This is a genomic window from Nocardiopsis sp. iso_238 (assembly GCF_056173325.1).
In genome coordinates, this window is record NZ_CM149668.1 from 3,527,755 (window position 1) to 3,540,419 (window position 12,665).

Annotated in this window: 13 protein-coding genes; 1 reads left to right on the forward strand and 12 read right to left on the reverse strand. The window is 67.8% G+C overall.

Annotated elements, in window-relative coordinates; translation table 11 throughout:
- Positions 1-54: 54 nt before the first annotated feature.
- From mshC to AC0VYL_RS15800, 3 genes are all read right to left on the reverse strand, one after another.
- Entirely contained in the window at positions 55-1,278 is a 1,224-nt protein-coding gene (mshC, locus tag AC0VYL_RS15790) for a cysteine--1-D-myo-inosityl 2-amino-2-deoxy-alpha-D-glucopyranoside ligase (protein ID WP_475453806.1), read from the reverse strand.
- 91 nt (positions 1,279-1,369) lie between these two features.
- A complete protein-coding gene (locus AC0VYL_RS15795; RefSeq protein WP_475453808.1) occupies positions 1,370-1,558 on the reverse strand; it encodes a hypothetical protein in 189 nt (62 codons plus the stop codon).
- A 196-nt stretch (positions 1,559-1,754) separates the two neighbouring features.
- Complete coding sequence (locus AC0VYL_RS15800) at positions 1,755-2,057, reverse strand: hypothetical protein (protein ID WP_475453811.1); 303 nt, start codon at positions 2,055-2,057, stop codon at positions 1,755-1,757.
- A gap of 200 nt (positions 2,058-2,257) precedes the next feature.
- On the opposite strand from AC0VYL_RS15800, the gene AC0VYL_RS15805 reads away from it, so the two are divergent.
- Positions 2,258-3,073, forward strand: a complete 816-nt coding sequence (locus AC0VYL_RS15805) for a glycoside hydrolase family 16 protein (RefSeq protein ID WP_475480601.1) — start codon at positions 2,258-2,260, stop codon at positions 3,071-3,073.
- A gap of 220 nt (positions 3,074-3,293) precedes the next feature.
- Here AC0VYL_RS15805 and cas2e read toward each other — a convergent pair whose 3' ends face one another.
- The 9 genes from cas2e to cas3 form a co-directional block, all read right to left on the reverse strand.
- Positions 3,294-3,632 carry a type I-E CRISPR-associated endoribonuclease Cas2e gene (gene cas2e, locus AC0VYL_RS15810; protein WP_475480602.1) on the reverse strand — a complete coding sequence of 113 codons (339 nt, stop codon included), beginning with the start codon at positions 3,630-3,632 and terminating at the stop codon, positions 3,294-3,296.
- On the reverse strand, positions 3,632-4,129 hold the full coding sequence (locus tag AC0VYL_RS15815) for a CRISPR-associated endonuclease Cas1 (protein WP_475480603.1): 498 nt from the start codon (positions 4,127-4,129) through the stop codon (positions 3,632-3,634). The genes cas2e and AC0VYL_RS15815 overlap by 1 nt, the downstream gene beginning before the upstream one ends.
- Positions 4,130-4,138: 9 nt before the next feature.
- Positions 4,139-4,606 carry a CRISPR-associated endonuclease Cas1 gene (locus tag AC0VYL_RS15820; protein WP_475480604.1) on the reverse strand — a complete coding sequence of 156 codons (468 nt, stop codon included), beginning with the start codon at positions 4,604-4,606 and terminating at the stop codon, positions 4,139-4,141.
- Positions 4,607-4,611: 5 nt separating this feature from the next.
- Complete coding sequence (cas6e, locus tag AC0VYL_RS15825) at positions 4,612-5,316, reverse strand: type I-E CRISPR-associated protein Cas6/Cse3/CasE (protein WP_475480605.1); 705 nt, start codon at positions 5,314-5,316, stop codon at positions 4,612-4,614.
- Positions 5,313-6,068: a type I-E CRISPR-associated protein Cas5/CasD gene (gene cas5e / locus AC0VYL_RS15830; RefSeq protein ID WP_475480606.1), complete on the reverse strand. Its 756-nt coding sequence runs from the start codon at positions 6,066-6,068 to the stop codon at positions 5,313-5,315. The genes cas6e and cas5e overlap by 4 nt, the downstream gene beginning before the upstream one ends.
- Positions 6,065-7,198 carry a type I-E CRISPR-associated protein Cas7/Cse4/CasC gene (cas7e, locus tag AC0VYL_RS15835; RefSeq protein ID WP_475480607.1) on the reverse strand — a complete coding sequence of 378 codons (1,134 nt, stop codon included), beginning with the start codon at positions 7,196-7,198 and terminating at the stop codon, positions 6,065-6,067. The genes cas5e and cas7e overlap by 4 nt, the downstream gene beginning before the upstream one ends.
- 73 nt (positions 7,199-7,271) lie before the next feature.
- The gene (casB, locus tag AC0VYL_RS15840) at positions 7,272-8,072 is read right to left on the reverse strand and encodes a type I-E CRISPR-associated protein Cse2/CasB (RefSeq protein ID WP_475480608.1); all 801 of its coding nucleotides are present in this window, start codon (positions 8,070-8,072) and stop codon (positions 7,272-7,274) included.
- Positions 8,069-9,664 (reverse strand): type I-E CRISPR-associated protein Cse1/CasA, encoded by a 1,596-nt coding sequence (gene casA / locus AC0VYL_RS15845; protein WP_475480609.1) that lies wholly within the window; start codon positions 9,662-9,664, stop codon positions 8,069-8,071. The genes casB and casA overlap by 4 nt, the downstream gene beginning before the upstream one ends.
- A 128-nt stretch (positions 9,665-9,792) precedes the next feature.
- Positions 9,793-12,567, reverse strand: a complete 2,775-nt coding sequence (gene cas3, locus AC0VYL_RS15850) for a CRISPR-associated helicase Cas3' (protein ID WP_475480610.1) — start codon at positions 12,565-12,567, stop codon at positions 9,793-9,795.
- Positions 12,568-12,665 lie beyond the last annotated feature (98 nt).

A 12,665-nucleotide genomic window follows, 5' to 3' on the forward strand; every position in this document is an offset into this window, starting at 1 on the left:
CCGTGCCCGTCCCTGACGAACCGGACGGGAACGGGCACGGAGGTGTGGGGATACCTAGAGCCGGACACCCAGCAGGGTGTCCACGGTGGTGCGCACCAGGCCGGGGGCCGAGGTGTCGGGGCCGCCCTCGGTCAGCGCGGCGCTCGCCCAGGCGTCCACCGCCGAGAGCGCGGACGGGGAGTCCAGGTCCTCGGCGAGCGCGGCGCGCACGGCGGCCAGTACCGGGGCCGCGTCCGGGCCCGCGCCCAGGGCCACCGCCGCGCGCCAGCGCTCGGCGCGCTCGGTGGCGGCGGGCAGCTCGGCGTCGGTCCACTCCCACGGCGCGCGGTAGTGGTGGGAGAGCATGGCCAGCCGGATGACGGCCGGGTCCACCCCCTCCTCGCGCAGCTTGGACACGAAGACCAGGTTGCCCAGCGACTTGGACATCTTCTCGCCGTTCAGACCGACCATGCCCACGTGCAGGTGGTTGTGGGCGTTGGGCTGACCGGTGGCACAGCGGGTCTCGGCCGCGCCCATCTCGTGGTGGGGGAAGATGAGGTCGCTGCCGCCGCCGTTGATGTCGAACGAGGGGCCGAGCCGGTCCAGGGCGATGGCGCTGCACTCGATGTGCCAGCCGGGGCGGCCGCGACCGAGGGGACTGTCCCAGGCGGGCTCGCCGGGGCGCTCGGCGCGCCACAGCAGCCAGTCGAGGGGGTCCTTCTTGTCCGCGCGCTCGGGGTCGCCGCCCCGCTGGCCGAAGAGGCCGAGCATCTCCTCGCGGCTGAGGTTGCTGATCTCACCGAACTTCGACGCGGCCTCGACCGAGAAGTAGAGGTCGCCGTCCACCTCGTAGGCGGCGCCGCTCTCGCGGATACGGACGGCGAGGTCGCTGATGAGGTCGACGGACTCCACGACGCCCACGTACGACGTGGGCGGGATGATCGACAGGGCGGCCATGTCGTCACGGAAGACGTCGATCTCCCGGTGGGCGAGGTCGCGCCAGTCGACGCCGGTGGCCTCGGCCCGCTCCAGGAGGGGGTCGTCGATGTCGGTGGTGTTCTGGACGTAGTTGACGTCGTGCCCGGCGTCCCGCCACACCCGGTTGACCAGATCGAAGGTCAGGTAGGTGAAGGCGTGCCCCAGATGGGCGGCGTCGTAGGGGGTGATGCCGCAGGCGTACATACCCGCGGTGGATCCCGGCGCGGTCGTCCTTATCCGTCCGGTGGCGGTGTCGTGGATACGGAGAGGGCCGCCGGAACCCGGCAGGGGGACGATGTCAGGCGCAGACCATGAACGCATACCGGGAAGCCTATCCGCACGTGCACGCGACAAACGCACAGATAGCGGGTGGCGTGGAAGGTGATGATCCCCCCAGGTGCGGCGGGAATAGTCACCGCTCCTGAGGGGCGGCGAAGATCCGGACCCGTCCGATGAGCAGGACGCTGAACACCGCGGTCACGGCGCAGATCGCCGCCAGGAGTTCGTTGCCCAGACGCCAGTGCAGGAGGGCGCCGCTGAAGGAGACGACGTAGAGCAGCCAGTACGCTCCGGATTCGATGAGGTTGCCGTTTCGGCCCATGGTGGTGCCCCCTGCTGTGTACGCGTGCGTTCCACGCGTGTCCGACGGCGAGTGCGCCGTCTCTCAGAGAGACGCCGCGATCACGCAGGGGGTTTACGCATTCCTTAGGTCGTGGCTCACGCGGCGGTGTGCCCTCGGCCTCGCCGTCCGCCCTGGTCAGACCGGGGTCGGCCGAAGGCGCACGACGCACCGGTGATCACGGGTGGGCGGCCAGCTGGAGGTCGAGGAGGTCCAGGTCGTCGGCGCCCGGGAACGCCGGGTCGTCCATGACGGCGCGCAGGCGGCGGCGGACCGGCCCGGCCTCGGCCCGGCGGGTGACCGGCTCGGCGGCCAGGCGCCCCCGCGCCGAGACCGTCCCGGTCGGCGTGCGGAGGGTCCAACCGGTGTGGTCGGCGGACGTCAGCAGCCCGACGGTGCCGTCCTCCTTCACCCGGACCCACTGACCCACCAGGTCGGCGGGGTCGAACAGGGGCGCGGGGACGGCGTGGGCGCTCAGCATGGTGGATTCCTCGGTGGATCGTCGAACTCTTTCCTGGGGTAGACGGTCCACCACGGCGCCTATGACGCGCTTTCGGAAAACTTCCGAGAAAACCCCGCTTGTACATCCGGGTTACTAAACGTAAAGTAACTTTTCAACACCAATGGTCACAGGGCGACCACACTGGGTGCACCCTGTGGCGTTTCCCCCCGGAGTAGCCCATGCACCGCGCCCTGTTCATGGCGGTCATCACCGCCGCGGCCCTGCTCTCCCCCGCCACCGCCACCGCCACCACCACCGCCGAGTCCGACATGCGGGCCACACTCGTGTGGTCCGACGAGTTCGACGGACCCGCCGGAGGCGCCCCCAACCCCGCGAACTGGAACCACGAGACCGGTGACCACGGCTGGGGCAACAACGAGCTCCAGAACTACACGTCCAGCCGGGCCAACTCGGCCCTGGACGGTAACGGCCACCTCGTCATCACGGCCCGCCAGGAGGCGGACGGCAGCTACACCTCGGCCCGGATGACCACCCAGAACAAGGTGCAGCCCCAGTACGGCCGGGTGGAGGCCCGCATCCAGATCCCGCGCGGGCAGGGCATCTGGCCCGCCTTCTGGATGCTGGGCTCGAACTTCCCGAACACACCGTGGCCGGACTCGGGCGAGATCGACATCATGGAGAACATCGGCCGCGAACCCCACCTGGCGCACGGCAGTCTCCACGGCCCGGGCTACTTCGGCGGCAGCCCGCTCACCGGTTCCTACATGCACCCGCAGGGCTGGTCGTTCGCGGACACCTTCCACACGTTCGCCGTGGACTGGCGGCCGGGGTCGATCACCTGGTCGGTGAACGGGATCGCCTACCAGACCTACACGGCCGCGGACACCCGGGGAAACCCGTGGGTGTTCGACCAGCCGTTCTTCATGATCCTCAACGTGGCGGTGGGCGGTGACTGGCCCGGCTACCCGGACGGAACGACCCAGCTCCCCCAGGAGATGCGCGTGGACTACGTCCGCGTGTACTCGTTGGACTAGGCGCTGGGACGAGACATCACCTGAAAGCCCAGTCCATCCCCACGTGCGTGGGTGCTTCTATTCGGTTCTCAAAGCTCAAGTGCCTACGGGCGGTCCATCCCCACGTGCGTGGGTGCTTCCGACCACTCAAGCCCCGGAACGGCGGGGCTGTACGGTCCATCCCCACGTGCGTGGGTGCTTCACTTAATGACCTGCAAGAACGCGTGGCGTTATCTTGACGTTACCAACCCTCGGGGAGTTCTGGCCATTTTCTGTCCACAACCTCCTCCTCTAGTTCGGGGAGGAACCCGACCAGTTGCAGTCCGTCGAAGTCCATCACCTTACGGCGGCTCTCACCCGCAGTCAGGATGACAAACTTCTGTTCGTTGTCCGAGGTGTGCACGCACACAGCCGCGCCCTCGCCCACGGATTCGCTCACGGCCTCCCACAGTTTCTCCCGAACGCGCGCACTCATCGTGCCCACGTACAGGCCCACCTTCGGCTCCACCATCCAACGTGACAACGCCCCTCGAACACGGTCAGGGACCGCCGTGGTGGAGATGACCACCATCGTGCCCATCAGACGCCGTCCCCGGCGTAGTTCACACCGCCGGCCACGGACCCGACATCGGGGTCCCACAGGTTCACCACCTGCCAGCGCTCGGGGCCTTCCTCCTCGTCCGGGTCGAGGTCGGGATCCAGGAGCTGTTGGATGTCCTGCACGATCCTGGGGATCATCCGAAACAGCTTCAGCTCACTGCGGAGACGGAACCGGGCCGTGCTGTCCGGGCTCGTCGAGTCGTGCAACGTGAAGGCCAGCGGAACAGTCGTCTGCGCCTTGTACAGGTCTGCGATGTCGTACACGAACGAGTTCTGCTTCCCTGTGTGCACGAAGCCCAGAGCCGGTGAGCACCCCAGATGGGCGATGACCGAGTGCACCACCCCGTACAGCGCCGCGTTGCCCGCTGACAGGGCCTTGTTCACCGGATTCTGTTCGTCCCAGGATTCGGGGTCGTAGTTGCGCTTGAACGGCTTCACATGGTGCCTGGTAGCCAACTGTCGGTACAGCGCCTTCATGCGTTGCCCCTACAGTGAGCGAAGTCGCTCGACGCTGGTCCCCTCCTCGACCTCCTCTCCGAAGCGCATCTCGTACATGTGCCGCGCGACCTCCAACCGGCGGTCGTCGTCGGCGTAGGCACGTACCTGGCGGTCCAACCACAGGGTGGTCCGGGACTGGGGCACCAGGCTGCCGTAGTGCAACACTCCGCCAGCACCCGAGGTCACGACGGTCGTTCCATGGCGCATGAAGGTCGCCAGAGCCGGGGCGGTGATCGACGTTCCGGGCCCAAGTAACACACAGGCCAGCGAAGCGGTCGGGATCGGGACCCGGCGAACCGAGCCCGGTCCGGCTGCGACCTCGGCGCAGACACCGGTGTCGGTCTGCACGATCCGGCAGATGTCCACGAACAGGAATGACAGGTTGTCCGACACCCGGGGCAACATCGCCAGGGTGGGGCGGGCCAGCGCCTTGCGCGCCGCCATCTCCGCACTCATGGAGGTCACCACCCCGCCGGGGCGAGGCTGAGCATCCCGCAGCCGAAGGACTTGCCCCGGCCGACCCCGTTGCGGACGGCCTCGCGGAGCGCATCGGGGTCGCGGACCACCGCGTACCCGTCGAACCTGGTCACATGGATGCGCACGCCCCGCTTCCCGCTCTTTCCCTGGTCCAAGGCCGGGACGGCGCCCGTGCTGGTGACGTCGACCAGATCGAGCCCGTGTCGCTCCGCGCGTTCGCGCCACCACTCCTCGGCCTGGGCACCGAAGAGCGGCCTCGTGTAGGCGCGCTTGCCAGGCTGGGCCAGTTCGCCCAGTAGTTCGGCCCGGTTACCCAGGCGTTCGGCGTTCCGCTCCGACCTCCCAAGCCTCTTGCTGGGTGCCGCGGCCAGGCGGTACCGCACCTCACTACCCTTCTCCAGGCCTTTGAGGAAGGGGCCCAGGTCACGTTCCACCACCGACCCGAACCCGGCACCCAGCGCGTCCGCGTTGAGGGCCTCAGCACTCTGGACGAGGAGAACAGGCGCCCCTTGCACCTCCTCCAACCGGAAGAGGAGTCCAGCACGCTGGCGGGGCGACTCCACGCGGTCCTCGCCCAGATTGCGCGCGGCCAGGGCGATCACGAGTCGATGGAGGTCACCGGCACTGCCGAAACTGGTCCTAGCCCAGCGGGAACGGAGGTCGGGGGTGATCTTCGAGAGCCAAGTCAACGGTGCTCCTTGACGTACGTGAACAGGCGGTTCTGATAGTCGCGCCACCCATGCGCGACCAGGCAGGCAGGTACCGGAACGGAGTACACCCGCACCTCCCGGCTTGCGTACCGACGGCGGCGGGAAGTGAAGGCGCGCGGAATGTCGTTAAGTGTGGAACGGGACTGTTCGAGGGCCGTCGGGGAGCCTGCGCCCTCCGACACCAGGTCGACGGAGACGGAATCGGCTCCGCTCGGGAAATGACGCTGTGGGAGCGGTACCCCGGTTCGCAGTTCCTCCACTGGATCGGCGGCGCGGCCCAGTACCAACAGGGGGTCGGGCACGAAGGACCGTCGGCCCAGGTAGGTCTGCCAGTGCGGCGACTCCAGAGCCCGTCCGATGTCCTTGGTTCCCGGGCCGGTGACGGCCACGGTGAACACCGCGTCGGCCAGGAACGCCTTCCGGGTGACGATGGTGGTGGCGTTCTCCGGGCGGCGCTTACCCTCGGCGGTCGGCACGGTGTGCTCACGGGGCAGGCCCCCACCGACTGTCTGGAAGTCGCTCATCCGCAGGCCCGGAGAGTCCACGCGCATGACCAGTCGCAGGTCGGCGTAGCGGTCCAAAGGCTCATCGCGCCGTACCCCCTGAGCGGCGGCGAACATCCCCACCAGCCCCGACCTGGTGGGGTGGGACAGGGTGTCACGTTCACCGAAGGCACTGTGCTCACCCCAGCTCTGCATGGGCCCGGCGAGCCGCAATACAAGCCCGCTCACGAGCCGACCGGACCGTAGGCGGCCGTCACAGCGGCTTCCACCAGGGCCGGGAAGCCAGCCTTTCGGTCTCCGATGTGGTCCAGGGGCTTGGTGTCGACCCCTGCGTGGCAGGAGCCGACGACGCTGTCCTCCCACCACAGTTCATTGATCTTGCCCGCGTACTCGGCGAGGCGGTCACGCGAAGCCGCTGAGAATCCGTCCTGGCTTCGTACAGCCGACTCGAAGGCGGGGGCGAACGACACCGGCCGGTCCGAGCGCACCGCGACGTACGCGAGGTCGGGAAGGGTGGCCGCGGCGGTGGCGTTCTGCTTGCCCGAGGGGACCGTGGAGAGGAAGGAGCGGAGGAACTCCGTCACCAGTTCGCGGGCGGTGTCGGTGTCACCGTCCAGGTTGTGGGCCAGTCCGGCGAGGTCGATGTTGGCGTAGCGGTAGAACGTACCGGTGCTGAACTGGCCCGCGTTCATGTGACCGCTGCCCCGGTCGTTGTCCTTGGGCACATCGTCCACGGCGGTGAAGAAGTCCACCTCGACGCTGGTGCCGTGCGTGGTGAAGGCGTGCGCGAACTGCACGGCGCCGTCCACCTCGGTGCTGGGCAGCTCGGCGAGCATGCGCCCGAAGAGGTTGACCGTGGCGTTGCGGCTGCGGAGCACACCCGCGATCGCGTCGGAGGGCAGCACTCCCTTGGGGTTCTTCTTCGTCGATTCCTTGGCGATCCCGTCCCGGTGTTCGGCGGCGATGTCGGCGAGCGCGTCGATGGCGGAGACCGGGAGGTAGAACAGAACGGAGGTCACCGGGGGCTCGCCCTCCTTCTCCTTCTCCAGCTTGATCCCGCCCTTGGCCGCGGACTGGATGATCTGTCGGCCGCCCTGCTCAGCGAGCTCGGGCTCCCAACCTCGCGCGACGAGACGTTCCGCGATCTGCCCAATGATGCGTCGGGTGCGTACGGCCGGGTCACCCAGGGTCTCCTCGACCCTGTGCCGGACCACCCGCTTCCAGCTCTGGCTGGAGATCCGCGTGCGCTCCGCACCGCCGTAGACCACTGTCTTGGGGGAGCCGAGATCGTCGCGGTTGACGTTGGAGAAGGGGAGGGTCTGAAGGACGTGGACGTCCAGGAACTTCGGCTTGTTCATGCGGTGCCTTCTTCTTCTCTCTTCATGGCGGTCGTGTCAGAGGGGGGTGTCGCGTGGTGCTCGGGAGGAGGTTTCAGCTGCCCAGGTCGGGCTCGGTGGTGTCCGGGGCTTTCTCGGGGGCCCTCTTCCCCTCGCGCCGCGCCCTCTCGACGGATCGGTGGAAGCCCTGAGCCCACTCCTTGGCCACGTGGTCGCGTTCTCCGCCCCAGCGGGCCAGGTCCAGCACCAACTGGCCCCAGTCGATCCGCGCGCCCTTCTTCTGGGCGTTCGCCAGCACGCGGGGGAGCTGTACGTGGACGCCGTCGAGGGACTGGCGGCACAGCAGGTGCAGGCGTTGTTCGGTGGTGGCGGCGTTCAGGTCGCCCCTTCCCACCGCCGATCCCAGTACGGAGCCGAAGCCCTGTCGTGTCCGGCCCTGGCCAGAACTCTTGTGGTCGTTGGGGTCGGCCGCCGGTGAAGCGTCATCGGCGGAGGGCACGTCCCGCGTCGTTTCCACCGCCTCGGCGCTCCGGGCCTCCGGCTCCTCGGAATCCGCAGAGTCGACAGGCCCCGGTTCTCCCTCGGCATCCCCATCTCGCACCTGGCGGGGCTGGGCGGCAATCAGGGTCGCGACCGAGTAGAAGGCGCGTTCGACGGCCACGTCCGGGGTCGAGGTCCACGCAGCACGCGAGCGCTCGGGGAGCGCGTCGAGGTAGGGGGTGACGAAAGCGTGCAACGGGAGCATGGACGGGTGTTCCGCTGGCAGCCCCACTCCCCGGCGAAGCGTGGCACGGACGGCTGGTTCGTCGACGACCCGCCTGCTGAGGTTGCGCGCCATGCGGTCGGCCGCACCGAGAATCTCCTGGTGTACGTTGTGCCTGGTGTTGGCGATCATGCCGTGTCCTCCTGGTCGTTGTGCTCACGGGTCCAGCCGTCGTAGAGACGCCACCGATGGTGCTCGACCGCTTTGGCTACCCGGGGGCGGGCACAGTAGACGGAGGTCACTTCGTCGTAGGCTCGCAGTGCCAGACGGATGAAGCCGTTGCCCGGCCCGACGGACTCCGAGTCCATGACCGTCTCCCAGAACAGGCGCTCGGAAGTGGACCAGTACCGGGCCGTTCCGGCGCGCCGCCAGGGGCCCGCCCCGGTTTCGGTACGGTTGTCTCCGCCATACGCGTCGGCTCCGCCCACAGGGCTGTTGCTCTCCTTCCACGAGGAGACGAGGGCGTCGCGGAGTCTGCGCCCGGTGCGTTCAGCCGCCTCGCGAGTCGCCCTGATGCGCACCAGTGCCCGCGTGCTCTCCTCATCCGACTGCGCTGACTCCTGCAACCAGCGCAGGACCGCCGGGGTCCGTGCAGTGAACCACTGCCGGTCCCGAGTCTGTCCGTCCTGGTCGAAGGCGAACGCACGCAGTCGCAGTGCTTCCCGCAGGTCCGGAGGCAAATGGGTTCTGCTGGTGAGCTGGTCGAAGAGCTCGGGGCGGTACTGCTCCTGGGTGCTCTCGGAAAGGAGCCCCTCCAGGTCGCGCCAGACCGCACGGGAGAAGTCGGCGGGACGCGCGTACTTACGTCCGTCCTTGCTGGTCTGGTGGATCAGGTGGGGGTCGGTGGGAGGAACTCGGCGCTCCCGGAGGGACCACGTGACGTGCGCGTCCTCGACCCGCGAGCCATCCCGTGAGGGGGTGAGCAGCACAGCGTGCCGGAACTGGTTGACCAGTAGCCCGGCGAGGCCGGTGGACTCCTCGGGTGGGCCCAGGGGGTCGGGCAGTGTGTCGAGTTCCCACGGCGCTGGTTCGGGTCCCTCCACGTCATCCTCTTCCTCTTCGGGGAGGGGGATGTTGAGGACGAGGCTCTCGAACAGGTTCCGTCCAAGGGGGTGGAAGGACACCGTTCCCCGGAGGGGACCGGCGGTGGTGTTGGCCTCGGTACGGTCGTCCACCGTGCGAGAGGTGCAGCGCCCCGACGGCCCGTAGCCCAGTGTGGCAAGGAGGTGCCAGGCCCCCTCCTCAGGGGAGAGCGGGACAGGGGCCAGGTCGTGGTGGTGCCCGCCCAACCACACCTGGTTCTGACCGGCGGTCCGGCCCCAGGCGAGCTTGTTCACCCCGGAGGACTTCGCGCACTGGTCCCGCAGTCGTGGGTCCTGGAGCCAGGGGCGGTCATGGTGGAAGAGATTGAAGCGTTCCCCGAGTGGTGAGAGGTAGGCGTCAACGGATGCCACAGTCAGGCGACCTGCGTCGATGATCTCCCGGCGTCGTCGCTGCCACTCGGACGCGCTCTCGGCGGTGTCCAGCCCGGTGATGCGGGCGGTGATCAGCGCGAGCACACGCCAGAGCTGTGCGGACGCGGGCGGGAGGGGCAGCTCGACGTCAGAGAGTTCGTGTGCTCGGCACAGGAGTTCGCGGAGGCCGATCAGTGGACCGGCGGTCCCGTCTGGGAGGTGGACGGGCAACCAGGGTTCGGAGGTCAGGTCGAAGGAGGGTGTGGTCACGGTATCCTGCGGTTTCGAGTCAATGGTTGATAGGTTCGGCGAAGTCTCGCGCACGCGGGGATGGTCCGGATGACAGCTAAGAGTGAGGCTGGCGTCAGACCATGGCGAACAGCTGAAAAGGATGAAAGCTAAGGCTTCGATTCCTCCAAGCCGTTCACGGGGCTGAGGTACAGGGAACGCTCACCCAGGTGTGCGGGGGTAATCTTTCCGTCGTCCTCGACCCCGTGCACGAGCATCACCAGGTCACGCAGGTGGAACTCCTCCGCCCAGGTCCCGGGAACCCGGTTGGCCTCTGCCAGGGGCTGCTGGGTGTGGTGGTCCGCGCGTAGGGGGATCGTGCGGGCGATTACCGTGCGAACGTCATCGTGCGCGATCCTTCCGTTGGGGCCGGGTTCGGGGAGCGGACGGGTGCGTTCGGGGTCCAGCCAGCGTCGCCCCTGGCTGTCCTCATAGCAGCACAACACCCGCACCGAGTCGGCGCCGAACCTCGTGGCCAGGAAGTGCTCACCGATGTCGAAGTCGGCCGCCGTGAGTCGGTACAGGTCGCTTCCCAGACTCTGCACCGTGGGGATGACCGCGTTGCGACCGTGGGAGCGCAGCGCCATTTCCTCTCCGAGTCGGCGGATGTCCGCAGCGACGTCCTCGATCAGTGACTCGTCGTCGTGCAGATCGTCCACGAGCCCCTGCACATCCTCCGGCACGCGAACGGGCGCGCCTGACCGGCGCCGGAGCAGGTTGTGTGTGCGCATGAGCAGGGAGACCGGGTACACGTACCCCCAAGAACGAGGGATGTGCCCGGAACTGTCCGCCTCGGCCGGGACCAGGACCACCATGCGCGGACTAGGCGCCCAGGTCGGTCGGGTGACGGAACCGAGGTGCTCGTGGCGCCAGCACCGGCCCGCGCGTTGCAGGAGGAGGCCAACCGGCGCCAGATCGGTGATCAGCAGGTCCAGGTCGAGGTCGAGTGACTGCTCGATAACCTGGGTGGCCACGATCACGGCGGAACCGGGCCGCCTGTCCTCCGCAGCGCCCTCCTTGCCAAAGCGCGCGATGACGTCCTCGGTGATCGCGGTTCGCTGTTCCTGCGGAAACCGGGCGTGCAGCAGGTGGAGCTCCGGGGGTCGGCCACCGGCGGCGTCGAGCTCCGCGAACCATCCTGCCAGGAGGTCCCGCGTGACCTGGGCTTCGGCGACAGTGGTGCAGATGACCGCCGCACAACCGCCCGACTCGACCAGCGGGGTCAGCTGATCCCGCAGCACACCTGAGCGATCAGCGCGGCCTCCGTCCAGCCCCACTGGAACGAGGTCGACGTCCAAGGGCTTCCTCGGTGTAGTGGGGACGGGCTCCGGATTGGTGGAGACGTCACCGGTTGTCGGATGCACATGGAGCCAGCCCGGGTACCCGATCGAGGGGACCGGCCTGGGTTCGGACCGTTTGCGCTTCCTGCCTCGGGATCCGTGGAGGTAGGCCTCGACCAGCGCGTTGGCCGTGGAATGGTGCAGTGTGGCCGAGAGCAACACGACGGGGGTGCCGAAGGCGCCCAACCAGTGCAGCAGTGTTTCGAGGAGAGTCCGCTGGTACGGGTCCACGGCGTGCACCTCGTCGATGACCACCACCTTGCCGCTCAGCCCGAACATACGGACCGCGTTGTGCCGGGAGGGTAGGGCGGCCATGAGGGCCTGGTCGACGGTACCTACCGACCAGGAGACCAGGAGCCCGCGTTTATTGCCCAACAGCCACTCGGTGATGTCGAATCCGGAGAGCACCGTCGACGAGCCCAGGACGGGCGGTGAAGGCGCGTAGTCCGAGCTCAGCCAGGCCATGGAGTGCAGGAGCGCCAGTGGAGCCGGGGTGGTGGCTCGGCGCGCCGCGTACTCCTTCAAGCGCGAGTACATGTGGTCGGCCGTGGCCATGGTGGGCAGCGCAACGAAGCGACCGTCTCGCTCGGTGGCGTGCCCCAACAGGTCAGCTGCGTGAAAGGCGGCTTCCGACTTCCCCTCTCCAGGCGGAGCCGTGACCAGGATCAGGCCGCCGTCCGAGCAGAGTGCGGGCAGGTGCCGGGCCAGGGACTCCTGTAGCCCATTGGGAGTTTCCAGCTCCGGAAAGGCGTCAGCGAAAGTCGACGGAGCGACAGTGAGGCGTCCCAGACCCGCCGCACCAACCAGGGCGGGGATCAGAGCACGTGATCGCCCGAAGAACTTCACCAGGCAGTCATGGCTGCCGTTCTCGAGAGGAGTCGCCAACTGCTTCAGGATGAAGTGTTCCTGGCTGACCAACCAGTCCGCGAGGATGATGAGCCCACAGACCAGGGCGGCCGTGGGAGTGTCCAACCACGGTGGAGGTTCCGGTTCCCCCGCGAGTTCGTGAACGAGAAGCAGAGAACGTTCCCGTTGTTCCTCCCAAAGGCCACGCGCGAAACCGAACCCGAGAAAGGGATCGGGGAATTGGGCCATGGGAGCGGGATAGATGCCGTGGTGTCCCCCCAGGAGCTGTGAGACCAGGTCTGCGACGTATTCCGCATCGGTGTAACCGATCTTGGGGAGAGCCGTCGTCAGCCACTCGGCGGTGACCACGGCGTGCCCCTTCCTTTCGGCGGACTCGACCGGGTATCGGGAGAGTTCCGTGGGAACCTGCTCCTGGAAGTGGCGCACCAGCTTCCCTGCGTCGTGGCATCCAGCCCAGAATGCGGTCAGTGAACGCGCCCGCGATTCTGAGACTCCCATTCCAACGCTGATCCTCTTCCGTACTCCTCTCGAAAGGACGGTGTCCCATATCTCCGATGCGGCCGCAACGCTGTCGACAGCATGGCAAACGTAGGGGTATCGCCCGCCGTTCAGGCCGCGCTCCTTGGCCCAAAGGCCGAGGTCGAAGTAGTATGGGTCATCGAAGTTACCCGTGGCCACGGGGGCTCCACTTGTTCGAAGAGGGAATGTGAGACGAACCTAGCGGCTACAAAACCCGCCGGGGGCGTTTTACAGCAAGTGGCCGAGTTCGGCCAATT

What these genes read in the sequence shown, in the direction of transcription:
- mshC (WP_475453806.1), bottom strand. Translation starts at nt 1,278, where the DNA reads ATGCGTTCATGGTCTGCGCCTGACATCGTCCCCCTGCCGGGTTCCGGC.
- AC0VYL_RS15795 (WP_475453808.1), bottom strand. Translation starts at nt 1,558, where the DNA reads ATGGGCCGAAACGGCAACCTCATCGAATCCGGAGCGTACTGGCTGCTC.
- AC0VYL_RS15800 (WP_475453811.1), bottom strand. Translation starts at nt 2,057, where the DNA reads ATGCTGAGCGCCCACGCCGTCCCCGCGCCCCTGTTCGACCCCGCCGAC.
- AC0VYL_RS15805 (WP_475480601.1), top strand. Translation starts at nt 2,258, where the DNA reads ATGCACCGCGCCCTGTTCATGGCGGTCATCACCGCCGCGGCCCTGCTC.
- cas2e (WP_475480602.1), bottom strand. Translation starts at nt 3,632, where the DNA reads ATGGGCACGATGGTGGTCATCTCCACCACGGCGGTCCCTGACCGTGTT.
- AC0VYL_RS15815 (WP_475480603.1), bottom strand. Translation starts at nt 4,129, where the DNA reads ATGAAGGCGCTGTACCGACAGTTGGCTACCAGGCACCATGTGAAGCCG.
- AC0VYL_RS15820 (WP_475480604.1), bottom strand. Translation starts at nt 4,606, where the DNA reads ATGAGTGCGGAGATGGCGGCGCGCAAGGCGCTGGCCCGCCCCACCCTG.
- cas7e (WP_475480607.1), bottom strand. Translation starts at nt 7,198, where the DNA reads ATGAACAAGCCGAAGTTCCTGGACGTCCACGTCCTTCAGACCCTCCCC.
- casB (WP_475480608.1), bottom strand. Translation starts at nt 8,072, where the DNA reads ATGATCGCCAACACCAGGCACAACGTACACCAGGAGATTCTCGGTGCG.